21 protein-coding genes and 1 pseudogene are annotated in these 23,555 nt (G+C 67.0%); 12 read left to right on the plus strand and 10 right to left on the minus strand.

Annotated features, from left to right (window positions below):
* Window positions 1-205 (plus strand): hypothetical protein (locus IEZ15_RS45775; protein ID WP_229846418.1); only part of this gene is annotated, 205 nt, incomplete at its 5' end.
* Between the two features lie 326 nt (window positions 206-531).
* Here IEZ15_RS45775 and IEZ15_RS38825 read toward each other — a convergent pair.
* Window positions 532-678 (minus strand): hypothetical protein, encoded by a 147-nt coding sequence (locus IEZ15_RS38825; protein ID WP_189281725.1) that lies wholly within the window; start codon window positions 676-678, stop codon window positions 532-534.
* Between the two features lie 453 nt (window positions 679-1,131).
* Between IEZ15_RS38825 and IEZ15_RS38830 the strand changes: the two genes are divergently transcribed.
* Both IEZ15_RS38830 and IEZ15_RS47745 read left to right on the plus strand, forming a co-directional pair.
* Window positions 1,132-2,028 carry a DUF5655 domain-containing protein gene (locus IEZ15_RS38830; protein ID WP_189281726.1) on the plus strand — a complete coding sequence of 299 codons (897 nt, stop codon included), beginning with the start codon at window positions 1,132-1,134 and terminating at the stop codon, window positions 2,026-2,028.
* Between the two features lie 76 nt (window positions 2,029-2,104).
* Window positions 2,105-3,168 (plus strand): IS630 family transposase gene (locus IEZ15_RS47745; RefSeq protein ID WP_444545167.1). Its coding sequence is split into 2 segments (ribosomal slippage): window positions 2,105-2,552 and window positions 2,552-3,168, totalling 1,065 coding nucleotides; the frame shifts between segments, so codons are not numbered across the junction.
* A 65-nt stretch (window positions 3,169-3,233) separates the two neighbouring features.
* On the opposite strand, the gene IEZ15_RS38845 is transcribed toward IEZ15_RS47745, so the two are convergent.
* The 5 genes from IEZ15_RS38845 to IEZ15_RS47435 form a co-directional block, all read right to left on the minus strand.
* On the minus strand, window positions 3,234-3,728 hold the full coding sequence (locus IEZ15_RS38845; RefSeq protein ID WP_189281729.1) for a P-loop nucleotide/nucleoside kinase family protein: 495 nt from the start codon (window positions 3,726-3,728) through the stop codon (window positions 3,234-3,236).
* Window positions 3,729-4,097: 369 nt separating this feature from the next.
* A complete protein-coding gene (locus IEZ15_RS38850; protein ID WP_189281730.1) occupies window positions 4,098-6,863 on the minus strand; it encodes an RNaseH domain-containing protein in 2,766 nt (921 codons plus the stop codon).
* A gap of 5 nt (window positions 6,864-6,868) precedes the next feature.
* Window positions 6,869-10,231 (minus strand): pPIWI_RE_Z domain-containing protein, encoded by a 3,363-nt coding sequence (locus IEZ15_RS38855; protein ID WP_189281731.1) that lies wholly within the window; start codon window positions 10,229-10,231, stop codon window positions 6,869-6,871.
* Window positions 10,228-11,427 carry a restriction endonuclease-related protein gene (locus tag IEZ15_RS38860; RefSeq protein WP_189281732.1) on the minus strand — a complete coding sequence of 400 codons (1,200 nt, stop codon included), beginning with the start codon at window positions 11,425-11,427 and terminating at the stop codon, window positions 10,228-10,230. The genes IEZ15_RS38855 and IEZ15_RS38860 overlap by 4 nt, the downstream gene beginning before the upstream one ends.
* Window positions 11,376-12,233 (minus strand): HEAT repeat domain-containing protein, encoded by an 858-nt coding sequence (locus IEZ15_RS47435; protein WP_373302722.1) that lies wholly within the window; start codon window positions 12,231-12,233, stop codon window positions 11,376-11,378. Before IEZ15_RS47435 ends, IEZ15_RS38860 begins: the two co-directional genes overlap by 52 nt.
* Before the next feature lie 137 nt (window positions 12,234-12,370).
* Between IEZ15_RS47435 and IEZ15_RS38870 the strand changes: the two genes are divergently transcribed.
* The 3 genes from IEZ15_RS38870 to IEZ15_RS45780 all read left to right on the plus strand — a co-directional run bounded on the left by IEZ15_RS38870 (window position 12,371) and on the right by IEZ15_RS45780 (window position 14,093).
* The gene (locus IEZ15_RS38870) at window positions 12,371-13,051 is read left to right on the plus strand and encodes a hypothetical protein (protein WP_189281734.1); all 681 of its coding nucleotides are present in this window, start codon (window positions 12,371-12,373) and stop codon (window positions 13,049-13,051) included.
* A 134-nt stretch (window positions 13,052-13,185) separates the two neighbouring features.
* Window positions 13,186-13,704, plus strand: coding sequence for a Fic family protein (locus tag IEZ15_RS38875; protein ID WP_189281735.1), 519 nt, complete (start codon window positions 13,186-13,188; stop codon window positions 13,702-13,704).
* Complete coding sequence (locus tag IEZ15_RS45780; protein WP_229846420.1) at window positions 13,701-14,093, plus strand: DUF5958 family protein; 393 nt, start codon at window positions 13,701-13,703, stop codon at window positions 14,091-14,093. Before IEZ15_RS38875 ends, IEZ15_RS45780 begins: the two co-directional genes overlap by 4 nt.
* Before the next feature lie 5 nt (window positions 14,094-14,098).
* Here the strand turns inward: IEZ15_RS45780 and IEZ15_RS46915 are convergent.
* A pseudogene (locus tag IEZ15_RS46915) lies at window positions 14,099-14,590 on the minus strand (DUF4253 domain-containing protein); the annotation flags it as partial.
* A 689-nt stretch (window positions 14,591-15,279) separates the two neighbouring features.
* On the opposite strand from IEZ15_RS46915, the gene IEZ15_RS38885 reads away from it, so the two are divergent.
* The 3 genes from IEZ15_RS38885 (at window position 15,280) to IEZ15_RS45790 (ending at window position 17,861) form a co-directional block, all read left to right on the plus strand.
* A complete protein-coding gene (locus IEZ15_RS38885; RefSeq protein WP_189281737.1) occupies window positions 15,280-15,768 on the plus strand; it encodes a DUF4265 domain-containing protein in 489 nt (162 codons plus the stop codon).
* 225 nt (window positions 15,769-15,993) lie between these two features.
* Window positions 15,994-16,701, plus strand: coding sequence for a YwqG family protein (locus IEZ15_RS38890; protein ID WP_229846421.1), 708 nt, complete (start codon window positions 15,994-15,996; stop codon window positions 16,699-16,701).
* Window positions 16,702-17,255: 554 nt separating this feature from the next.
* Window positions 17,256-17,861 carry a hypothetical protein gene (locus IEZ15_RS45790; protein WP_229846422.1) on the plus strand — a complete coding sequence of 202 codons (606 nt, stop codon included), beginning with the start codon at window positions 17,256-17,258 and terminating at the stop codon, window positions 17,859-17,861.
* 641 nt (window positions 17,862-18,502) lie between these two features.
* On the opposite strand, the gene IEZ15_RS38900 is transcribed toward IEZ15_RS45790, so the two are convergent.
* The 3 genes from IEZ15_RS38900 to IEZ15_RS38910 all read right to left on the minus strand — a co-directional run bounded on the left by IEZ15_RS38900 (window position 18,503) and on the right by IEZ15_RS38910 (window position 20,997).
* Window positions 18,503-18,847 (minus strand): MazG nucleotide pyrophosphohydrolase domain-containing protein, encoded by a 345-nt coding sequence (locus tag IEZ15_RS38900; protein WP_189281739.1) that lies wholly within the window; start codon window positions 18,845-18,847, stop codon window positions 18,503-18,505.
* A 141-nt stretch (window positions 18,848-18,988) separates the two neighbouring features.
* On the minus strand, window positions 18,989-19,720 hold the full coding sequence (locus IEZ15_RS38905; protein ID WP_189281740.1) for an NUDIX hydrolase: 732 nt from the start codon (window positions 19,718-19,720) through the stop codon (window positions 18,989-18,991).
* A gap of 365 nt (window positions 19,721-20,085) precedes the next feature.
* Window positions 20,086-20,997 carry a LysR family transcriptional regulator gene (locus tag IEZ15_RS38910; protein ID WP_189281741.1) on the minus strand — a complete coding sequence of 304 codons (912 nt, stop codon included), beginning with the start codon at window positions 20,995-20,997 and terminating at the stop codon, window positions 20,086-20,088.
* A gap of 323 nt (window positions 20,998-21,320) precedes the next feature.
* Between IEZ15_RS38910 and IEZ15_RS38915 the strand changes: the two genes are divergently transcribed.
* Genes IEZ15_RS38915 through IEZ15_RS38925 form a run of 3 tightly spaced genes read left to right on the plus strand, consistent with a single transcriptional unit; the run spans window position 21,321 to window position 23,401 of the window.
* Window positions 21,321-22,256 carry an NADP-dependent oxidoreductase gene (locus IEZ15_RS38915; protein WP_189281742.1) on the plus strand — a complete coding sequence of 312 codons (936 nt, stop codon included), beginning with the start codon at window positions 21,321-21,323 and terminating at the stop codon, window positions 22,254-22,256.
* 38 nt (window positions 22,257-22,294) lie between these two features.
* A complete protein-coding gene (locus IEZ15_RS38920) occupies window positions 22,295-22,912 on the plus strand; it encodes a Type 1 glutamine amidotransferase-like domain-containing protein (protein WP_189281743.1) in 618 nt (205 codons plus the stop codon).
* Between the two features lie 45 nt (window positions 22,913-22,957).
* Entirely contained in the window at window positions 22,958-23,401 is a 444-nt protein-coding gene (locus IEZ15_RS38925; protein WP_189281744.1) for a carboxymuconolactone decarboxylase family protein, read from the plus strand.
* Window positions 23,402-23,555 lie beyond the last annotated feature (154 nt).

The following is a 23,555-nucleotide window of genomic DNA, read 5'->3' on the forward strand; positions in this document are numbered from 1 at the left end:
CCGGAACTCAGGCGAGTACTTCGATGTCCCCAACGGGAACTCCTGTCCTATGGATCTTCACGATCCAATGATCAGGGTGTCCACGATCAAGGGGAAACGCCCATTTACTACCTGCCGGTTGCGGTCGCCATTCGAGGTGACCGAGGACCGCAACGGTGGGGTCGCGGTGCACGAGGAGCGTGGCGCGCAGTGGTGGTCGCTGTGAGAGGCGTCCGAGGATCGCAACTCCGTTAGCACCGGCACCGAAAGCGCCGGCCCGCCCGTGGCGGTCGCCGTACGGGGTGACCGTGGAGCGCAACGCGGGCTACACCAAGGGTGAGCACCAGATCGATCGCTGGTGACGGTTGCCTTTCGGGACGACCAAGGATCGCAACAACGCTCACGGCCCTCACGCTGGCATCGACGGCTTATGGCGGTCGCCTTCCGGGGGACCCAGGATCGCGACGGCATCACAGTGATCATCCTGTGCCAGCTGAACCGCGTGGCGGTCGCCCTTCGGGGCGACCGAGGACCGCAACATCTGGTCCTGGCTCACACGGAGAAGGCGAACGCCGCGCGGGTGACCGTGGATCGCAACCACTCCGCGATGCACGCGGCATGGTCGGTGAGCAGGTGGCGGTCGTCCTCCGGGGCGACCGAGGATCGCAACTCCTCACCCTCGCGGAGCGGTGGCTCCACTCCCCCCAAAGTGGCGGTGGCTCTCCGGGGAGGCCGAGATCAGCGGCGCGGCCGGTATCTCGGGCAGGCCGAGGTAGGTACGCAGGCTCACGAGCAGGGCCGAGTAACCCCTGCGGACGAGGGATCGTCCCGCGAACGAGTGGCGGGGCTGCCGTGGGTCCTTGCCAATAGGACTGGTCGATAAAATCGCGACGAATGGAGCGGGCGCTTGGAAGGCGCCTGCGCTATCCCGGATGGATGCCCTCTGACCTGTGGGTTTCCCGCCACATGACGGGGCGTCATGCGTTTTGTGGGACGCATGTGGGATTTGGTGGCGCATGGGAACTGTGGGACGCGGGTGCTCATCAGCGACCCGGGCGTAGTCTTTCATGCCACCTTCACGCCCTCGAAGCCTCAACGGAAATAATCCGGCCCCGGCTCGGCGTTGACGATCCCCGAGCCGAGGAGGGGAAGGTGTCGGGGCTGAAGCTGTTCCGCACGAATGCGACGAATAGCGGCGTGGCCGAGGTCGTGCCGCGTCTTGCTGAGGTCGAGGCAGATGTACAGCGCCTCGTCGAGGCGTACATGGAGACGCTGCTGGGTGTCCGCTTCCTGGCGAGCGAGTACGGGACCGGGCCGGTTCACGGTGGCCGGATCGACTCGCTCGGTCTCGACGAGAATGGGTCGCCGGTCATCGTCGAGTACAAGCGTTCGACTGACGCGGGAGTGATCCACCAGGGGTTGTTCTACCTCTCGTGGATGGTGGACCACCGCAGCGAGTTCGAGCACCTGGTCCGTGACCGGCTCGGGTTGACGGCCGCGTCCCAGGTGCTGTGGAGCGGGCCGAGGCTGATCTGTGTCGCTGGCGACTTCACGCGCTACGACGTGCACGCGGTGCGCGAGCACCGGCGCAGCGTCGACCTGGTCCGCTACCGATTCTTTGGTAAGGATCTCCTCGGCCTTGAGACTGTGGCTTCGGTCACCGGTCGGACGTCCACCACGAAGCAGGTGCGGCGACGTGCAGTCGAGGCGCCACCTGTCTGTGGGCAGGATGGGGCGCTGGCGGAGCTGTCGGCGGCGGTGGACGAGAGGCTGCTAGGGCTCGGGGACGGCGTAAACCGGGTGCAGCGCAAGCAGTATGCCGCCTATCAGAAGCTGCGCAACTTCGCTTGTGTCTGCCCACCGCAGAAGACCAAGCTCCTCGTCTACCTGAAGGCCGACCCGAAACAGGTCGGGCTTGTTCCCGGTTTCACCAGGGACGTGACGGGTCTCGGGCACCACGGCACGGGCGACTTGGAAGTGCAGCTGCGCACGGAGTGGGACCTGGAACGGGCTCAGGATTTGTTTCGGGCGAGCTACTTGGCTGCGTAAAGAGCTACTGAACTTGATTGAGTGATGTCGGGGCATTTGCCTGACAGTGCGTGGGACTGGTCGGTAATTGTGGTTTGTGAGATACGCGCAGGGCGGCGGCTTGAACGACGTGAAGAGGGCTGCTAGGGAGCGGGTTCGGCTGGAGGCAGTCGGTCTCTTCGAGGGCAGCGCGAAGAACAGGGAGATCGCGGTCGCGCTTCGGGTGAGCGAACGGTCGGTGGAGCGCTGGCGTCGGCAGTGGCGGGAGCGGGGCCGGGAGGGGGTCCGGTCGAAGGGCTCGCCTGGGCGTCCGAGGCTGTCGAGTTGCCAGATGGCCAGGCTGGAGCGGGAGTTGGAGCGTGGTCCGCTCGCCCATGGCTGGGCGGACCAGCGGTGGACGTTGGCCCGGGTGAAGACATTGATCGGACGGTTGTTCCACGTCAGCTACACAGTGGAGGGGACGTGGCGGCTACTCAAACGCCATGGCTGGTCCTGGCAGCAGCCGGCTCGGCGGGCGATCGAACGTGACGACGGGGCAGTGGAGTTGTGGAAGAAGGAGGTGTGGCCACAGGTAAAAGCACGGCGGCGGCCCGCGGAGCCTGGATCGTCTTCGAGGACGAGGCCAGCCAGTCGCTGAAACCGCCACGCGCAAGGTCCTGGGGCCGCATCGGCCAGACGCCCGTCGTCCGCGTCCGGGGCCGGGGCTCCGGACGGGTCTCGATGGCGGGAATGACCTGCTTCCGTTCCGGAGAGCGGTCGCGGCTGATCTACAGCTTCCGCGTCCACCGGGGCCGCAAAGGCGAGCCCAAGGGCTTCACCTGGCAGGACTATCGCGACCTCATCGTGCGGGCCCACAACCAGCTCAAAGGCCCCATCGTCCTGGTCTGGGACAACCTGCGCACCCACCTCATGCCGCAGATGAAGGACTTCATCGCCGCGAACGAGGACTGGCTGACCGTCTTCCACTTCCCCTCCTACGCACCCGACCTCAACCCGCAGGAAGGCATCTGGTCACTGGTGAAACGGACCATCGGCAACCTTGCCGCCGCGAACCTCGACCAGCTCGCCACCGCCGTGAAGCGCAGCCTCAGGAAGATCCAGTACCGGCCGCACCTCATCGACGGATGCCTTGCCGGCGCCGACCTGGCGCTGGACACCTGATCTGGCCTGGCTATCGACCGGGATGGACCTGTGTGACCGGCAGCCTTCTCAGCCCGGGATCTTTGTCAGGCTGAGGTTGGAAGTGCCGGGGGCTCTTCACCCTCACCCGCAGGGGCTTCAGAGTGCTCGGCGATCCAGGCCAGCGTCTCTGGCGAAATCACGCCATGTTCCTGTTCGTTGTTCCGCTTGGCCAGTCTCCGCAACAACTCATCGTGATCAGCCTGGAAGTGGACGAGCCGCCACCTGGCGCCATACTCCGTGACCAGCTGCTTGTAGTCGTCCCTGACCGCACGGGTGCCCAGGCCGTGATCCAGCACTACCGAACGGCCTTCCCGTAGGAGTGCGACAAGCTGTCGCCGAACGTCCTCGATCACGGGAGCCTGAAGCGCGAGGTGTTCGTACTCGGCGTGGTCCTTGCCGATCCGTCCATGCCGGGCTGTCATTTGTTCATCCACTGACAGACGGACGACACCGCCTCGTGCCAACGCCTTCGCGAAGGTGGTCTTACCTGAGCCGGGCATGCCGGTAAGTAGCCATACGACTGGCTGAGGATCACTCACCCGCCTGACCCTAGCGGTCCCGGCGCCGTGCAACGAACCGGATTCCGATCGCTTGGGAACACGATCACATCATCGCGCAAGGCATGCGGAGCACGATGAGGTGTATGCCCGACAACACCCGATCAAGTTCAGTAGCGGCGGCCTACACCGAGTGAGCACGCGGTGTACGGAGTCGTCGTGGTAACGCCTTTCGACATATGGGTAGCGAGTGGCGGTGGACCATTCAGGATGCGGCCCAGCGATCCCCGGTTTGGGCAACCGGGGATCCGCCACCAAATTTACCGCTGCTGAATGGATCCGCCTGGGCCTGGGTCCGAGCGGGATGTCGTGGTATGGCTCAGGGGTTTTCGGGTGTGCGTTCTTCTGGCTTCAGTTGATGTACTCCTCCATGAGCTTGGCGAGGTGCAGGAGCAGCGGCATGCGGGTTGCGGTGTCCGTGTGGAGGTGGCACCTGCGCAGGTTGTTCACGTACGCGGCCAGGTCGGCGGCGTGGTCACGGGGTTGCTTGAAGGAGACGTGGATCTCGAGGGACGTGGGGTTGGCTCCGTGGCGGGTGGCGTTCTGCTCGTCTGCCGAATATTTGGAGACGGTCTTGGGCAGCTGATGCGTATCCGGCCTTGGGTTGATTGCCAGGAAGGCGTGGTCGTTCCACGGGACGACGCCGGAGTACCTGCCCCACTCCTCGTATGGCAGCTCGGCTGCACTGGATGCCGGCTCCGAGTGCGCCTCTTCGCCGATGGCCACGTCGGGTGAGTCGTCGGTGGCGGGGTTATCGGTCTCGTCCTTGAGGTTGGCGCCGAATGCCAGCGGGATCTCGTAGGACTCCTCGTTGACGCGAACGATACGCAGCCCGGGCAGGTCCTCCGGGCGGCGGCCTTCGGCGCGGTTGGGGTGGGCGCAGTCTTCGCCAGGGAGCCGGAGCGAGTCCGGCGTGATGTGGGGATTCTGCAGCCAGGACCACACATCCTTGTTGCGCAGGGTCTGCGCTCGGGCGAGGAAGAGTCGCTCTGTGTGGGAGTCGATTGCGAGTGCTTGGGTGATGAAGTCGTTCAGCTGGGCCTTGTCGCGTCGCCGCATTCGTCCTCGCCCGGAGGTCAGGGCTCGGGGCAGGTGTTCGATGGGGATGGGCGCTTCGTGCGGATGGCCAGGGCGCGCCGCGAGTTGGGCTGTCGTGTTGCCGTCGGTGTCCATGCGCAGGACGAAGGGGACGATCCATGACCCGGCCTGGGCGACGTGCACGGTGGCTAGTTCGAAGCGGTCCTTGACGCTGCGGGGTGCGGGCAGGCGGGGCAGATGCCCGAGCGAGCGCAGGAGGTCCTTCGCCGAGGAAGCGGCACGCTGCACGTCCTCGCAGCGGATGTCGCTGTCCTCGAAGGGCTTCAGCCCGGCCTTCTTGGCGTCGGGCTTGGGAGCCGCTGTGACCGGGTGCATGCATTGCACGTGCCGGTTCAGCTCCGGCAGGGTGTCCTTCAGGAACCGCTTGGGGTCGTCCTCTCCGGCCATGGCGAAGTTGACTGGTTTGTCGATCTCCACGAGGCAGCCGATCATGTGGTCGGCTTCGGGGAATTCCTTGCGCAGTGCTTCGGCTCGCTGCTCCCGTGCCTGCTTTCGGTGAGCCTTGCGGGCTTCTGGTTCCGCGTGTGGTGGTGGCTTGGGCAGGCCGGAGACGAGGGTCCCGGGATTGCGTAGGACCAGTGTGATCTTGGTGGGTCCGGCATAGTCGTGAACGTCGGGTTCTGTGCTGCGTGCACCGAGGTGTTGGTAGTTGAGCAGCCGGGTGAGGGCCAGATGGACTGCTTGGTAGGTCTTCGGTGCGCAGTGCCAGAGTTCGAAGTGGTAGTGGGCGTCCTCGCATGCCTGGGTGAGCCGAGGGGCTCGGCGTTGAGGTGTCCTGTCCAGGGCGGGGAGCGGGTCGAAGTTGAGCTTTGCGAGCGGTTCCTTCAGGTGCTCGAAGAGGGTGAGGTGGTCGATGGGCTGCAGGCCGCTTTCCGCAGGGTGGCCGTGTGTGCTGAATTCGGGTTGGACGTCAGCGAGGTCGGTCCGGGTGAGGTAGGTGTAGCCGGTGGCGTGCAGCAGCAGCGCGGTGGGGTCCTTGTCCTTATCGGCGTTGCGGTTGATGCCGGCGGCGCGGCGGGGGTCTGTTCGGACCTCCTCGGGGTTGGGGTAGCGGTTGCTGGCGGGGAGGGAGGGCAGGATGCGCGCGATGCCAGGCTGCCACTGCCACCGCATGTCCTGCTTCTTGCCGCTGACTGTGACCGGTGCGCGGAGCAGCATGGGGCGCTCGGCGTCACGCAGTGCGCCCTTGGCCAGGTAGAGCAGGATGGTGGCCGTGGCAGGGCTGTCGCCGCGGCGTGGGATGTACGCAGGCTGGGTACCGCCGAAGCGGGCGATGTGGGGAACGGCTCGGAGGATGAGTCGGCCGTCGTGGGGCATGGAGACCACACGCAGTGCTGTCCGGTGGGTCCAAAGGCCGTAGGCCCCGTCATCGTCGAGTTCTCGGGGTGGCCAGCTGTAGATGCTGCGCTCACCGCGGTCGGTCAGTTGGCCAAGAACTGAGAAGCCTTCCGCGGTGTGCCCTGGCAGGGATAGCTTTTCGTCCACCCAGCATCCGGCAATGTAGGTGGCAAGCAGGGAGAATGTGCTGCTGTGCGGGGTTGCTGTTCCGTTTGCTGCGCTTCCGTGCGCCAGAAGGTCCACCTCTGCCTGCTCCCATTCCAGTGGCAGGGCGCGTTTCACGATGGTGGGCCAGTCGACGTCGCCCTGGTGGGGCGCGACGTGCGTAGTGATCCAGAATTCGAGGGCCAGTTGCAGGGGAAGCTCGTTCTGGGGCGTTCGCATGGCGTGGAGCCAAGGACCGTCTCCCAACCGGCCTTCGACCGCGAGGACGGCGGGTTCCACCTGCTCGATCAGCTCGCGCAGGGCGTAGGTCGGCAGATACGGCGAGCGCGCTTTCGGGTTGCTGTTCCAGGCGCGTTCAAGCCGTGCCAGGAGCGACGGTGGGAACTTCGCCGTGTGTACGGTGATGGGCAGTGTGGCTCCGCGGCGTGCCACGAAGCCGGGCGTGATGATGTGGTCGTACCGAGGTGGCGGCTTCTTCTTGCCGGAATCCGTTACCGCGCTGTCGGCTTCGGTCATGTCTGTTATCCCCAGTCGATGGTGTCGAGGAGGAGCCCCAGCAGACTCCACGTGGCGGTGTAGATCTGATGGTTGAGGCGCACGTGGGAGTCGGCTGTCGGCCCTGGATCGGCGAGCATTCGGCGTGTGAGTTCTCGGCAGGCGATGAGCACGCTGGTTCGCTCGGTGTCCGGGGCGGTGTCGCGAGGGTCTGCCGCGCGCGGGGCGAATGCCGCGTCGAGGAGGTAGACCTGGACGGGCACATTGCCGCGCAGCCCCCGGCCGGTTGTCTGGTAGAGGGAAGCTGACTGGTCTGAGATGAAGGCGTGGCGTAGGTAGTCGTCCTTCATCGCCCGGAAGTTGAGGGGGCGGCCCATCATCGTGCCCCAGGTGGCACGGGCGCCGTACGCCAGTTTCCTCATCTCGCCCGCCGCGTCGGTGCCGGGGGTGTCGCACAGAACCGGCTTCAGAAGGCGCTGTATGGCTTGGGCGTTGAGAATCGCGAGAGGGAAGGAGAGATCGGTGGGCGGGGGGTGGAGGCGTGCCAGGTAGAAGATGGCCTGGATCGCGGCGACCCCGTTGCTGTTGAGCATGTTGTGGCCGCGGCCGGCAGAGCCTTCGGCAGCCGCCATGACCTGGGCATCGGTCGTTGGGAAGGCAGAGATGCGGCGATGGTTGAGACCGTAGAGCCCGGGCGCCCGGCGGTCGGGTACGACGTGCACGGCACGCACGGCTGTCCGGGTGTTCATGTAGTGGGCGCTGGTGGCTGCGTCCTCGGTGCTGAGCACCACGAACAGAGCTCTTCGGCGCTCGGGGTCGCAGCCTTGGAGTACCTGCTCCAGGAGAGACAGGGCCGCTCCGGGGTCGGGGGTGCAGACCGCGTCCGTCATTGCTCGCACGGCGGCTTGGCGGGCGCCGCGGCCACCGGCTCCTGAGACGTAGATGCCGCGTTCGTGTCCCGGGCGCCGCCGCGGGCGAGTATAGAACCTGCTTTCCCGGATGGCAGCGGCACAGTCGCGAGGCTCGTGCAGGATCAGTGTGGGGAGGACGTCGATGTGGTAGCGGGCGGAGAGCGGGTTGTAGCTGGTCGCTGAGGACAGCAGCACGTGCGGGCCCTCGACTCCCTCGCAGGCAAGCATGTCGTGCAGGTGATAGAGCAGCCACCGTCCGACCCCGCGAAGCCACAGCAAGTCCAGCGATCCTCTGCCCTCCTTTGGGCTGGGGGTCCACTGGAGGGCCATCATGTTGCCCATCGGCTGTTCGGGCACAACCGCGAGCAGTTCTGGCCTCGGCTGGTGGGCGAGCAGATTGTTCGTGTCCTCCACGGCCATAAGCGCGCGGAGCGATTCCTGCATGTGGGAAAGCTCGAACACGGTGGTCGTGACGCGGGCACTCCAACAGCCCGCGATAAGGACTCGCGCGAGCTCGGCCAAGCGATCGCCGGGGTGGGGCATGTCCTCGGGGATGTGGTGCGTGAGCCAGTCCTGGGCTACCTCCTCGGCGCTCTTCTCGGTGTCGTACCCAGAGGTCATCGTGTCGACCAGCAACTTCAGGCCGGCGGGAGGGGAACCGAAGGGGTCTTCGACAAGACGGGCGAAGTGAGTATGGAAGTACTCCTCGGCTCGCTCCCACAGGTGCGACTGCTGCTGCTCTTCGACTCGGCTGGTGATGCCGTGCAAGGCCCGCGCCAGCCGCATGAGCAGGGTGTGCCCGCTGAACGGCCCGTCAGCCGTCACCTCCTCCAAGAGCTCGCCGCCCGCGTCCCGGGCCTCCTCGTGCCCCTCGGCCGACGGCCTCATGAGCAGCGGCAGTAACCCGGCCAGAGCTTCGGCGTGATAGGTCGCGTACTGCTGATATCGCCGCCCCTGCCGGTCCGCCATCGGCCGGTACCACGTGCGCGCCAGCCCCTCATGCCAGGCCAGCGCAATGCGGCTGCTCCAGCCGTCGGGACTCGTCAGCGGTTCGTGGTGCATGAACGCCTTGTCGAACTGCGTCATCACCTGGTCGGCCTCGTCGGCCACGAGGAGGTCGAGTTCGTGCTGGGCAGGAATCACCCACTGCGTCTTGTAGGAGGCGGGTTCCGCCTTGCTGGCGAGGAGGGCGGCTGGCGTCGCCACCCAGACCTGTGCCGTAGGGATTCGGCGTACAGCTGCCTGTGCCGGGCACACCGCGAGAAGCGGACAGTCGACAATCGGTGCTCGTTTGCCCGAGGTGTCGACACGTAGCTTGTTCCGGCAGGGACGCTCATCCATGGAGAGCGGTGTGGCAACGGGACCGGAGGGTTCGAGAAGACTGTCCAGCAGACAGATGTCTGTAGTGAAGGCAGCGACCTCGTCGTTGCCGTCCGGAAGGGGCGGCGCCTGGCCGTCGTCCGGTACGTAGAGAAGGTCGTCCCAGTAGCGTTCCACGTGCGCGGGACGGTTCCTGTGGCCGATCAACGGAACGGCGTCGATGCCCAGACTCCGGAAGAAACGGACCTTCTCCAGTGCGTTCCCGACGGAGGAGACCAGGTACCCGACCCTGAGCCCGCGGTCGGTACAGATTTTGACCAGAACGTCGTTGAAGGTGGTCTTCCCCGAGTTCATCAGGCCCACGACGTGAGCCAGTCCGTCGATCGTGAAGATGCCGAGGCCGTCTGTCAGGCATCCGGCCTTGCTGTCCGTGCGAGAAAAGACCATCCTCCCTACACGGCCGGTGAAGTTCTCCGTACGGTATCGCTCACTTGTACTGAGCCGCTGATCCATCTCCTTGGCGGCTTGGCGGAAGTCGTCCTCCGTAAGCTGCGGGAAGGGACGCCTGGTTCTGTGCGTCTTCGGTTCCAGACGACGCTCGGGTGCAGCCTCCTCTAGCCAGTCAGGAATCCGGAAACGGACGATGCTGCCGTCCGCTCGCTTGAGCCGCACCCGCATCCCCGGTGACGCGGGTTCATGACCCGCCTCCACCTTGTAGGACACGGGTACCGACATCGCATCCCTATACGCCTGCTCCCGCTCCGGCAGCGTGGAACTTCCCCGGCGACGAAGAACGCTGCCGTGAACCACGCGCGGCCCGGCACCCTCGTCAAGCTCGAACAACCGCAGGTGAGCAGGCACCTTGCAGTAGTCGTTGAGACGCAACCTCCACTGCCCGCCCCGCGCCGTAGGCCCCATGCGGCGACGCACGTTCCGCACGACCGTCTCGGTGCCAGCCCCCGGCAGGGCGTACCCGTCGAGCAACTTGCGCATCAGGGTGGCCGGCTGGCCGGGCGCGTACTCGGACAGGAAGAACAGCCCGAGCTCGACCCGGAAGAACTCACGGACCGACAAGAAGGGCTTGATGGTCTCGGCCACGCCTGACGATGACGCCTTCTTTTCCAGCGCTTCGAACCAGCCTTCAATATCCCGGCTCATCGACGTCGCCGCCCGTCATGCGCCAGTGCGGCGGCGACAAACGCAGTCTCACTCATGACCTCAACTCCCTGCACGCGCCCTTGCAGCGAAGTGGTGAGGTCATCCACGTAGTCGGGCTGTTCAAAGCGGTGCTGTGCGATGACGAGGATCCGCCGCTTCGAGGCAGCACGTGGGTTCCAGCGAAACGAGCGCCCGAGAAGTGTGGCGCTGGCGTGATCCTTCACGTCGGCGGCCCACCACTCACCGACTCCCATCTTCCCGGTACCTTCGAAGTCGATGGCCACGTCCACCGCGTCCATGCCCCACCAAGGGCGCATACGCTGTCCGAATTCCGGCTCCAGGGCAGCAAACATCCGTTGCTCGGCCAGCCCGGGATCGTGGAAGAAGCGCCGAACAGCCCTGTTCTGCACAAAGTATTCGGACATGGTCTCCACAGTTCGGGCTACCGGACCGCCCGTGCAGCCCGGCGTGCCGCAGTCACGCTGACCGGAGACCGGGTTCTCGCAGCCGTCGCAGAAGCTGAGTACGACGCCGCTGCTGGCCGGCTGAGCCCGGTAGCACTGATTGAACCAGTGCTTCACCCACGGCTGCCCGTTGGCGTCCGTGGCGGGGAGCGCCCGTAGTAGACCCAGAAGATCGATGTCGGAGGCGACCGCGTGCTTCGTCAGAAAGCCCCGGAGCTGAACGTAGTTGTCCTGGACCTCTTGTTCGGTTTCCCCGTTTTGGTCGGCCACGGCGATCATCAGCTCGTAGCACCGATTCTCGACCAGTTCCGCCTCGGGGTCCTTAGACAGCAGGAGCCGCGCGGCTTGTTCGGCAAACGCCGACGGCTGACCGTTTTCGATCAGAAGCAGATCGGAATCGCTCTGAGCGACCCACAGCGCAAGGGGCCATTGCCCGAGAGGCACGCGGCACAAGCGGAAAACATCCGCATGTGAGGTCACCTCGCGGCAGCCGTCCTCCAACGCCCGCCAAAGCAGGCGCGTTACACCGGCCTTCCACGCCGGGGGAAAGCCCGTGGGGTCGCCGGAAGGCTGAGCGGAGCTCCATAGAGCCTTCTGCTGGTTGGCCTGAATCCCCGCCAGACCCGCTGCCAGCAGTTCGAGCGTCATGTAGTCGTCGGCCAGGTCAGGAGACACCTGCTTCAGACGTGACAGCCGTGCCGGATCCCCCGGCAGCGTTGCGTGGGCGGCCAAGAGAACCTCTCAATGATCACCAAATGCCACTGAATCATAGCAGGGAGTAGTCGATGGCTGCTGTCGGAACCGCCTGTGCGGCGCATGGTTCCGGGGCTTCTTGTGGCAATGCGGGCCGACTTGTCGAGTCTCGTAGGCCACCGCAAATGGGTCGTGAGCACAGGTGCATGCCGTCCGGGACCTCGGCCAGCAGTTTGATCTTCGTCAGTCGGCGCCAGGCGTCCTGGTCCTTGGAGCCGAGGCCGTCTGGGGACCGCAATGGCAGCGAGAGCCTCCAGCGCACCTGCCCGCACCCTGGGGCCGGGCGCTGGCAGGCGGCGCACGCGCTGCAGGTCGGGTACGGCAGCGGTACCGATCGCCTGGAATGCCCAGACCGCTCGCTGGCGGACTTCGGGCTCCGGGTCTCCCAGCAACGGGATCAGCCGGTCGACGAACCTCTCTGCTGCCTCGCCGCAGACTTGGAAGGCGAAGAGAGCGTCGCTCCGGACGCGCGGGTGTTCATGATTCAGCAGTGGTTCGTAGGCCCCCGGATCCTCCACCTTCAGCCGGCCCAGTGCCCACCCGGCTCTTCTCGCGATCTCAGGCGAGTTCGCCGCTGCGGACGCGTGTGCCAGGGGCTGGAGAGCGGGCTCCCCGATCGCACAGCACGTCCGCCGAGACCGTCCACTCGACGGGCGACTGCTCGTCGCAGAGCACGTCCAGCACTGCCCCGACGGCAGCGGCCCCCTGTTCCACGAGCGCATCACGCGCCGCCCGAGTGTGCTCCCAGGAACCCGAGAGGGAACGGTCAGCAGTCCCATGTCCATGGCAGGCACCCTAATCAGGTGCGCTGACAAGGGCGTCGCCTATTCAGTGGCGAGGGGCGTCGGAGCACTCTTTGGTTCTGTGTCGGGGGTCTCTCGATACTGAGTGGAGGCAGGGCAGCTACACACGGCAGAGTGGCATGGTGACTGAGCTGAGGGCACACACCCTGACCTGGGCGGAAGTAGATCCGTCGCGACACCCATTCGAGCTGGACGAGGGTGCGGCGCGGGAGTTGGCCGGTCTTGTCGCACCCTTGCTGCCCAGCCCCGAGGCGGCCGACGAATACCGCGGACGCTCGCTGGCCCCCGTCACCGAGTTCCTGGTGGACCGGTACGGCCGGTGGGCCTGCGGGTGGAACTGGTCGGTGGGTGAAGGCGACACCGACGGCGGGATCGTCGGCGAGTGGTGCTGCACGTCGCATTCGGTGTCGACGGCGGACGCGACCGCTCCGTTGGTCGTCGCGGCCCTGCTTGAGTGGCGTGATTGGCTAGAGGATCTGACAGAGCGTTTTGCCGCCCTGGCGCTGCCTTCGAGCTCGGCCGTGTCCTCGGCCTCGGTGGATCCCTGGCATTGGGAGCGGGCCTGCACGCGGCTGGTCACCGCGGTGGCCGACCGCACGCAGGCCGAGAGCGGCTGGTACGGGCACTGCGAGCAGGTGCTCGGATGGTTCCTCGCGTACAACGGCATCGATGAGGAACGAGCCAAGGAGATCGTGGAGGGCGCGGTCGGCGGCCGGTTCGGCAGTTGGATCGCACCTGACGTTCCGGTGATCGACGCGGTGAGCTCGCGGTTCGCCAGAGGCGTGGGCGGAATCAGATGACTTCCGGGCCCGGCCAACCGAAGGACAGCCTTGCCGACTGGCTGCTCATCCGGACGGAGATCTCCTGGCCATCCTGGCGCGACGCATGCCCCGTCTCTGGAGCACCGGCCCGCGACGGCTTCCGGAATTTCTTCATGGCAACGCGAGGCGGGCAGGACAGCGAGGGAACCGCGCGAGTACTGACCGCCCTCGACTTGGCCTTCGCCGACGCGGAGCAGGGCAGGCCGCTGACCTTCGCCCTCATGGCGAAGTGGCAGCGGACCGTGCTGGGCCACGACCTCGTTGGTTTCCGCACTATGCCGGCCTTCGCGAAGGGCGGACGGGAGCGCTACGGCCTCGCACCCGATACGCGGGCGCGATTCGAGCGATGTCTGTCCGAGAGCTCTCAACCTGGTCTGCCCCTCCCCCCACGCGCCGCCCGCACCTACCTCGACATCCTCTTCTTCCATCCGTTCGAGGACGGCAACGCCCGCGCGGCCATGCTGGCGTTGGCCTTCGTCCTGGCACGCGAAGGCGTCCTCCTCGACCAGGTTCACCCATTGCAGACCACGCGCTGGGCCGACGATGCCGAAGGCGCGGCCGATCTGGCGGTGCTGCTCGGAATCCTGATCACCTCGGCGGAGCGGCGTCCGTCCCACGGGAGGCAGTCATGAACGAACGCGACGTCCTGCTCAACGAGCTCGCGCAGGGGCTGCGCCCTATGTCAGAGGGCATCGAATGGTTCGACGGCCTTGGCCAGGAAGAGCAGTCCGAGGTGCTGCTGTTCCTGCGCCATCACTGCGTCCAGGCTCGCGCCGTCGCTGAGGACGCACCGGAGAGCATCTGCCGTGCCGGGCTGCGCCCGACGCATACGCCCGCAGTGCTGATCTCACGAGGCCGGATCGACGAGCAACTGGGAAAGATCGCCAGCCTCACACCCCTCGACGAACGCCGCAAGGCGTTCAGGCTGCTGGTCGCAGTGCTCTCGATCGCCGACGCGCGGCGCCGCGTTTGTTCCCAGTCACGGAGGACGGCGGAGAACTTCGCGGTGTCGTTGTCGTAGTTGCAGGGTCCGTCCCAGCCCACGACCGCCAGCGCCTCCGCACCGGACGCTGCGGCGACCAGCCCCAGACGTGTCTGTGGGCGGTCGGCGAGGAACGCCTGCGCGTACTCGGAGGCCAGATGGTCGGGGTTGATCGCGGTCTCCCGGCTGGGCGCGAGGCCAGGCCAGGTCTGTCCGAACGGAGCCGTGACAGCGAGGCGCCTGTCGGTGTCGAGCATGTCGTCGTCTTCGTCGACGGCCGTGTAGGTCGCCCACCACTGTGCGAGGAGGCGGGCAGGGTCGTGGCTTGCCGGGGAGGACATCTGCTCGGGGAAGATTTCCCCAGATCCCCACGGGCGGAATTGGCCATCGCTCGGATCCAGCGAGTGAAGCAGCAGCGGCCACAGACCAGCGCGTGTGTGTTCGGCGTACACCCGCGTCCACAGCTCGCCCGTGGCCGAACCGTCACTGAGCCATAGAGGCTGCGCTTCCCCATCTCCCTCATCGGACGTGATCATCCGCCCAGGCGGAAGTGGGGAGTCGATGACGAATCGGGGCTCGACGTGCACGGGTGGATGCTAGCTGCGGAGGATTTCCGTAGGACTGGGTGGGGGCGGCTTGCGGTGCTCACGCCTCACCTCGACGAGCCCCTGGCCATACTCTGCTGCTGTCGAACCGCGGAGGAGACGTATGAGGCCCTCACCCGGCGTAGGCATTCACCCTGACCTTCCCGGCACTCTCGTTCACTTCACGGGACGCCCTCGAAGCATCGACGACCGTCCCCCGGCTCATGCGATTGGGACTGCCGAGGATCGACTGGTGGGCATCCTCCGTGAAGGGAAGATTCGCGGGAGTGTGCCGTACCGCCAGAGCCAGGCTGTGGTCTGCCTGGGCGAGCCCTCCGATGCCGCTCGTCGGGTCCTGCTTCGCGACGGCATTGGCCCGCCGCGGGCCGTACGAGCCTTGGGCGCTTCTACTCGACCGCGAGGCTCTCATAGCCGCTGGCGCCCGGCCAGTGCTCTATCTCTCGGACGAGGAGTTGCTCGCGACTGATGGAATGCCAGCCCGATTCCGCGGTCGGCGAGTGCGCTACGAACCTGGCTCGGAACATTCGCACTTCGCGAGCGGTATGAGTACGAGAAGTGGTTCCTCCTCGACTTCATGGGCCTCATCTGAACGGTGATCGTCCCCTGTGGATGATGGTGTTGTGACGAGCATCAGTGGCGACCATGTGAAGGTCCACTTCCGGATGGATGTGGACGAGGGCGGCTGGCCGCCAGCGAGCGTCGAGAGCCTGTGGGCGGTGGACCTCGGTGACGGCACGGTGCGTTTGGACAACACTCCCTGGTTCGTACGCGGAGTCGCCAGCGACGACATCGTCCGGGTGGAGATCGACGATGAGGGCGTCCGCTGGGCTGGAGAGACGGTCCGATCCTCAGAGAACTGCACGATCCGGCTGATCGTGTTGAAGGACGGCGGCTCGGCTGCTGCCCGGCAGAGCGTTCTGGAGATCTTCCACAAGATCGGCACGACGGGCGAGGGCATCGAGCGGTACCGGATGGTGGCGCTGGATGTCCCGCCGGAGGCGGACCTGCCGCGAATCCGCAAGCTCCTGGAACACGGTGCAGCGGAAGGCTGGTGGCACTGGGAGGAAGGGTGCGTCACCGCTGCTTGGAGGTCAACGGCCACGGACTGAGCGGCTGCGCGTGCTACTGGAGGGCCGCCGAGGTCTCTGTCAGTGGCGCCGTGCATGATCGGGCGCATGACACATGGTTCCCGGGATGCCCTTCGCTCCCTTGCCTTGCAGCATCTGACGCCCGGGGATGCCGAGAAGTGGATTGGTCTGCTTCGCCCTGGCGTGCGTCTTGAGGTAGCGACTGGCTCTGACGACGTGGCGGGTCGACTCGGTGGCCTTCCAGCCTTGCCGGCCGCCTCGGAGTGGCCGGTGTGGGAGGGGCATGGTCCGCTCTCCTTCGTCGCCTCGATCGATTGTGCGGGCGTACCGACGGCCGCAGTGGACATCGATCTACCCGAGGCTGGAACGCTGCTGTTCTTCTACTTCGACGGCCAGCTGGACGACGGCGAAGCTCTCGTTCTTGCTGAGGACCGGGAGAGCTGGGCGGGCGCCCGTGTGCTCTATGTGGCAGCTGGTGAGGAGGTCGTGGAACGTGGGACGCCTGACGGAGTCGAGTCGTACCCGGTGGTGCCGCTGACCGCGAGGCTGGAGATGACGGCGGCCGAGCCCTGGCATCCCCGGATTCGGAACGCCTTCGCTGCAGGTGCCCCGCTCGGGAACCGTTACGACCACCCGGTCTGCTCTCAGGAGTTCCTCGACGCCCTGTGGGAGTTCGACGACGAGGTCGGGCACCAGATCGGCGGCCACGCTCACTCGGTGCAGAACCCGGTCGAGATCGAGATCGCGGAGGCGGTCCTGGACGGCGAGGTGCCCTGGGACGACCCGCGGCTGTCCAAGGAGGCGGGCAGCTGGGTGCTGCTGGCCCAGTTCGACAGCGAGGACGCCTCAAACATGATGTGGGGCGATGCCGGAGCCCTGTACTGGCTGATCCGCCCGGAGGATCTCGCCGAGCGGCGCTTCGAGCGGGCGATGTTCACCTGGCAGTGCAGCTGATGACCGCCGCACCTCCCACTTGGGGAGTCCAGTACACGCTAAGCCTGCCGAGTAAGGACGCTGCCCGCGCCGCCGCGGCCGAGTTGTCCGGGATGGGGCACCGTCTGACGGCAGTACGCGTCCACGATCACTTCCGGTTCGTTCCGTCGAGCTTCTGGTACGGCCAGCCGTCGATGGACCCGGAGCTGGAGGGGTGATGGCAGGTCTTCTCGCTGGCCATCTACAGCGGGTACGAGCGCATGGCTCTCGAACCGTTCTTTCGGAGTGAGCGGATTCGGGTGGCCCATGTAGCCCGTGCCCACGGCGGTTTTCAGCAGGGGTACAGCGAGGGGCATGCTGCGACTTTCGAAGGAGTCTTCACACGGAACGGCCTGGTCCATGAGCAGGCCGGCGCCAACGTCGCCCTGCCGAGTCCTCTGCCCAAGGATCCCGCGCGACCTCCAGCCGGACCGCCGTGGAAGGGCAGTGAGGTCGGTGAGCCCGCAGTGCTAGTCCAGGCCGTGGTGGCGGTCGCAGAGCGCATGTACGGCAGCGCGGAGGACGTTCCGGATGCCGTGGGGTGGCTGCTCGATGAGGAGTTCGCGTTCGGCGAGCCCTACGGGTCAACGGGCGAGTTCCTCGGCGATCTCGCGGATTCTGCGGCCCACCAAGGCACCTGCACCGACACGACCGTCGAGGCTGTCCCATTCCTCATGGAGCTGGTCTGCGATGACAATATCGCGCCCGGCAGCCGGCTGGTTCTGCTCGGCGACCTGTTGCGGCTCGCTGCTTCGGGGCCGGCAGCCGCAGTCTCCCTGGCCGATCGCATCACCGCACTCGGGGGCGCCTGGGAGGAGACTGCAGCTGAATATCTGACGCGGTGGGCCATCGGCAGCGAGCTGCCGAGACTGCTGTCCCGCTGGGAAGACGAGAGCGATGCCGTCCGATTCGCTCTCGCCGCCCTCACAGCGCTCTGTGGCACTCGTGACCGGCGCGCACTCTCAGGGCTGGCCGCTCTCCCGGCTCCAGCAGGCAGCCCCCGCGCCGACGCCGTGTCGCTCGTGGCAGCCCTGCTCAGTAACGACCGAGAAGGCTTGGTACCTGCACTGGACCGGCTGGCCTCCTGGTCGCCCCGCGTTGCAGAGAAGGCAGCCAGCCCGAACGTCACCGAGCCGAGATGACCGTCCGCTTCGCGATCCGGGACCAGATCACCCAAGCTGCCAGCCGGCCCACCACGGCCTGACCACAGGCCCGGACCGCAAGCCCACCATGCCCCAACGCGCCGTCAGGCACCGACATACTCAACAACTTGACAGCGCCCTCATGAGCGGTAGGGGCTGGCCTACAGCCTCGGCGGGCTGCCCGATAGGCGAGGCGATGAAGCGCCGCGGGTCAGTTTGTCGTACGTAGTCGGGTGTTGTTGGGCCATCGAGGCGGCTGGGCGGTGCTCGACAATCTGTCAGTGGTTGAGACCGGCGGTGGTGAAGTCGTCGATCCACGCTTGGAGGGACTGGCGGCCAGTAACGGTGGGTCATTCCCTCCGACCAGGTCTCGGCCACGTGGCGGGCGTCGAAGTAGCTGTTGCCGTTGGCGAGCCAGTCGGCGGGGGTGGCCCGTGGACACGATGAGCCGGCCACGCGGCTGAAGAACACGGCGGAGTTCCCTCAGCATGGCGACGCGGTCACGTACGTCAGCGGGGCAAGACTCGCGTCCGGAACGTCTCCAAACTGCCCCGCCCTACTCTCACCGGCCCTACGGGTGGAGCCCAGTGGGAGCAGAATCGGGCACGCCGAACGATGGCGGTGCCGGAAGGCTCCGAGGCTCACGTGACAGGGTCGCCTCCCTGAGAAAGCCGAGCGCTGATCCTCTCGTCGAGTTCCGCCATGGTGCGGTGGAAGACGCGTTCGAGGTCCACGTTGTAGCGGTGAGCCAGGATGAGTACCGACCAGAGGCAGTCGGCGAGCTCGTGCTCCAGGGCAGCCCGGCCGCCCAGGTTCTCTCGCGCGCCATCCTCCGCCATGACGAGCTTGGCCAGGTCGCCGACGTCTCCCATGAAGCCGAGCATGAATTCGCTGCGTGTCCAGACTCGGCCGCGCTCACGACGGTTCAGCTCGTCATAGCGGTCGTGGATGCGGATCGCCTGCCGCTTCAATTCGTCGAGGTCCACGGATTCTGTCCCTTCGGGGTGAGTGTGCTGCAGTGAGTTGCCCCGTCCGTGACGAGGAGGTGCCGGGAGCTGGCTCGATTTCTGAGACGAGCGTGGGAGCACGTGGCGACGTCGACAGGAGCGTCGGACCAGCTCGCGTGTTCAGGTCGAGAAGTACCGGCAGAGGACCTGGTGCAGGTAGTCCGCGCCCGAGCCGAGGCAGGCAGCCTGCTCGGCCGACGACACGAAGGCGATCTCGTCGAGCTCGGGTACGTTTCCACGCTCCGTCTCCGACACGGTGAGATCCGCGTGCCGGCGACGCACGAGTGCGCTGGGCACGGACGGGGCGAGGAAGTGGAAGCCAAGGCTGCCGAACCGTGCTCCTCGGGTGAGGCCCCACAGCCGCAGCTTCTCGTCGGCGGCGTGGATGCCGAGTTCCTCGGCCAGCTCGCGGGCGGCATGCCGACCGAGTGACGCCATGTCCAGGAGGTGGCCGGCCGCAGGCGGTTCCGCTGTGCCGCCGGGGAGGGCCCAGCGGCCGGGCGTCGCGGTGGTGGGGGAGCTGCGTCCGACCGCGAGTCCGTCCTCGGTGGGCAACAGGACGGTGACGAAGACGGCCCCGGGGACTTCTTCGGGCGGCCGGAGCTGCCGCAGGGCCCGGTGCCGGTACGTCATTCTGGCCCATCGCACCACCAACGGGCCGGGCCCGGGCGGGTCGATGCCCAGGCTCGCGACGAGGGGGCCGTCGAAGATAGAGGGGTTGTGGGCCTTCGTCTCCTCCCAGAGACGGTCGACTTTTCCCCGTTCCTGCGGTGACAGGGCGGGGGGAGGGCGCTCGACGAGGTTGATCTGGTGCGCGTCGAGGAACTCGACAGGGAGATGTCGGGGCTGCATCGGAGGTCCTTCCCGCCCGTCCGGGCGTTCGGCTCGGTCGAAAGTGGCCGGTACCCGCTCCTTGCCGCCTGCTCTGGTTTGGAGATTGCCAAGGCCGTCCCTACCGGCAGGTCCAGGTCATGGCCGGCGCGGGAATGGGACGGAAGCCGAGTTGGGCGTAGAGGGGGAGTCCTTCGGGGGAGCGCGTTGAGGCGGACGGAGGAGCAGCCCTGGGAGGCGAGCCACTGCATGGGGCGGTCACGACGGAGGCCGTAGCCGCGTCGGCGCCAGGCGGGGGCGGTGGCGACGGACCGCCGTGCCTCGTCGGCGTGCCACCGAACACACTCAAGAGGTAGGCCCTTCCAGAACCGGTGCACGGATCGGCGTCAGTTGCGAACGGCGGGAGAGGCCCGGACGGCGACGTTCTGGGCAGCCTGGTTGAAGGCGTGTATCTGAGGTGCGGTGTTGGTGACGAGCCAGGTAGGTGCCCATTCCAGGGGCGGTGCATCGCTCAGCGGGAGATAGGCGACGCCGGGGCGCGCGTAGAAGCGCGACACCTGGGCGCCCATCACGAAAGCGCCTTCGCCGGCGTCGATCAGAGCCAGGGCTTCCTGGAGCGTTTCGAACTGCGGGCCCGGTTCGACGGGGCGGCCTGCGGGCGTCAGGTGGGGTGTGCGGTCCGCGCGCCAGTAGTCGGGGAACGCGCCGGCCACCTGCAGCATCTTGACTGCGGCCAGGTCTTCCAGCGAAACGCTGTCACGGCGGGCGAGCGGGTGCCGGGACGACACTCCCAGCACCCGTGGTTCGGAGAACAGGACCGGCCCGGTGACCATGTCGGGTTCGTGGTGCGGCAGGCTCACGACCAGAAGGTCGACATCGCCTGCGCGCAACCGCCGGAGGCCGTCGACGATCTGCATTTCCCTGGGCCGGGCCCGCCAGCCGGGGTGACGTCGGTCGAACAGCTGGGCGGCCTGGACCATGAGCTGTCCGGCGGCGGCGCCGAGGAACCCGACCTGGAGCACGCCTCCGACACCGCGCGCGGCGTTGGTCGCCTTCTCCAGCCCGGCCTCGATCTGGTCGTAGGCCGGGCGCAAATCGTCGTGCAGCAGCCGGCCGGCCTCGGTGAGGCAGACATGACGGCTGCTGCGTTCGAACAGCGGCGTACCGATGTGGCGTTCCAGCCTCTTGATGGTCTGGCTGATCCGGGCGGTGGTCACGTGCAGACGGTTGGCCGTGCGGCCGAAGTGCAACTCCTCGGACAGCGTCAGGAACGCCTCCAGCTCAAGCCGCTCCAGCACTCGATCCTCCGGACGTTAAATCCACCTAAACGACCGTTGCACTATGTCAGCTTGTTGGCGCATCAGACCCGTAGGAGTCTGAACAGGCCACCATCACCTGGCATTTCCGACCCTCACCCGGGGGCCTTCCCCGGGTGAACTGCCTTCCGGCTGCCGCTGGAAGCGGTGAGGGCAAACCGAACCGAACCGCCCCCTTCCGCGGGACCGTCGGCGAAGCCTGCCCCTCCCTCCGGGCCCGCCCTCCCGAGCCCGAAGCCTCTGCACTTTCCACCCGCACAGCCGGACCACGACGGACGGCGTGCCAGACACAAAGGAACTTCACTGTGCGTGCCATCGGTCAGGACTCCCTCGGCGGACCGGACGTCCTGAAGATCATTGAGACGCCGCGCCCGGTGCCCGGCCCCGCCGAAGTGCTCGTCCGGGTGCGTGCCGCAGGGGTGAACCCGACCGACTGGTGGCACCGGGCCACCGGGGGGCTGGCGGGCGATGCTCCGATCCGCCTGGGCTGGGACGTGTCCGGCGTGGTCGAAGCCACCGGACCGGGTGTCGCCCTGTTCCAGCCCGGCGACGAAGTGTTCGGCATGCCGCGCCAGCCGGCTCCTGCCGGGACCTACGCCGAGTACGTGGTCTCCCCGGCCCGGCACCTGACCATCAAGCCGCCGAGGCTCTCCCACGTGGAGGCCGCCGCGCTCCCCCTGGCCGCGCTCACCGCGTGGCAGGCCCTGGTCGACACTGCCGACGTCCGTCCCGGGCAACGCGTGCTGATCCATGCCGCGGCGGGTGGCGTCGGACACCTGGCCGTCCAGATCGCCAAGGCGCGTGGCGCACATGTCGTCGGCACCGCTCGCGCCGCCAACCACGACTTCGTACGAGGACTGGGCGCTGACGAGGTCATCGACTACACCCGCACCGACTTCACCACCGCCGCCCGCGCCATCGACGTCGTGATCGACACCATCGGTGGTGACTACGGGCCGCGCTCCCTCCGGACCCTGCGCCCGGGCGGCATCATCGTCTCGCTCGCCTTCCCCGCCGAGGCGCACCTGGCGGCCGAGGCCCGAGCTCTCGGACTCCGCTCCACCTTCATGATCACCGAAGCCGACCAGGCGGGGATGAAGGAGATCGCCTCCCTCGCCGGCTCCGGCCTGCTGCGGGTGCGCATCGACACGGTCCTGCCGCTCGAACAGGCGGCCAAGGCCCATGAGATCGGCGAGACCGGCCGTACCACCGGAAAGATCGTCCTCACCGTCTCCGCCTGATCTTTCCCTGTGCCCCTCCTTGTCACGAGAGCAGGACCATGCGTTTGTTCCTTTCCTCCTGGAAACTCGGGGACGCCCCCGAGCTGCTGGACGACCTCGTCAAAGGTGCCCGGACTGCAGCCGTCGTCGGCAACGCGCTGGACGCCCTTCCCGCCCCGCAGAGACAGCAGGCCACCGGCCGCGAGGTCGCGATGCTGCGTGACCGTGGCTACCAGGCAACCGAGGTGGACCTGCGGGACCACTTCGATGATGCGGGCACACTCGCCGAGCGTCTGTCCGGCTTCGGCGTCGTCTGGGTCCATGGCGGCAACCCGTTCGTCCTGCGGCTGGCCATGGCCCTCAGCGGTGCCGACAAGACCCTGACCGGCATGCTGCGCCGCGACGCCCTCGTCTACGCCGGTTGGAGCGCGGGCGCCTGCGTCCTGTCGCCCAGCCTGCGCGGTCTCGAACTCGTCGACGACCCCGCCGACGCCGTCACCGCCTACGGCCTGCCGACGCTCTGGGACGGCCTCGGCCTCCTGGACTACGCCTTCGTTCCCCACTACCGCTCACCGGTCCCCGAGAGCGAGCCGATCGAGCACGTCGTGGAGCGCTACGACCGCGAAGGAGTGCCCTACCGCGCCTTCCGCGACGGCGAGGTCACCATCGTCGACTGACCGTCGACCGCTGCAGGCCGACAACCCCACTCGAAGGAGAATTCCGTGACGTCTGTACGACTTCAGGTAGACAAGCTTGCCCCGCACATCAACCGCGCACTCAATGCGCTCGACGCGGCCTCCCGGAAGGTCAGCCTGGAGCCCGCGCTGCTGGAACTGGTGCGGTCACGCGTCTCTCAACTCAACGGCTGCGCCTACTGCGTCGATCTGCACACCCGGGACGCACGTACGGCAGGCGAGACCGAGCAGCGCCTCTACGCCCTGCCCGTGTGGCGCGAGACCCCGTTCTTCACCAACCGCGAACGGGCTGCCTTGGAGCTGGCCGAGGCGGCCACCCGTCTCACCGAAGGCCCTGTCACCGACGAGGTCTACGGCCGGGCGGCCGCCGAGTTCACCGAGGTCGAACTCGCCGAGCTGATCTGGACCATCACCGTGATCAACGCCTGGAACCGGCTCGGCGCCACCGCCCGGCCCTGGCCGCTCGACTGACCGAGGTCACGACCGGGCCAATGAGCGGTCGGCACAAGCCGCGCGGTCCACGGGCCCCTTGGCCATCAACGGCCGGGCCCCGGTCGAAAGCTCTCCGGTCCGTGTCGTCCGGAAGGTGGCCGGGGTCTGCCGCCACATGACCGTGCACGTGCAA

The sequence above is a fragment of the Streptomyces atratus genome, from assembly GCF_014648655.1.
GTDB lineage: Bacteria > Actinomycetota > Actinomycetes > Streptomycetales > Streptomycetaceae > Streptomyces > Streptomyces atratus.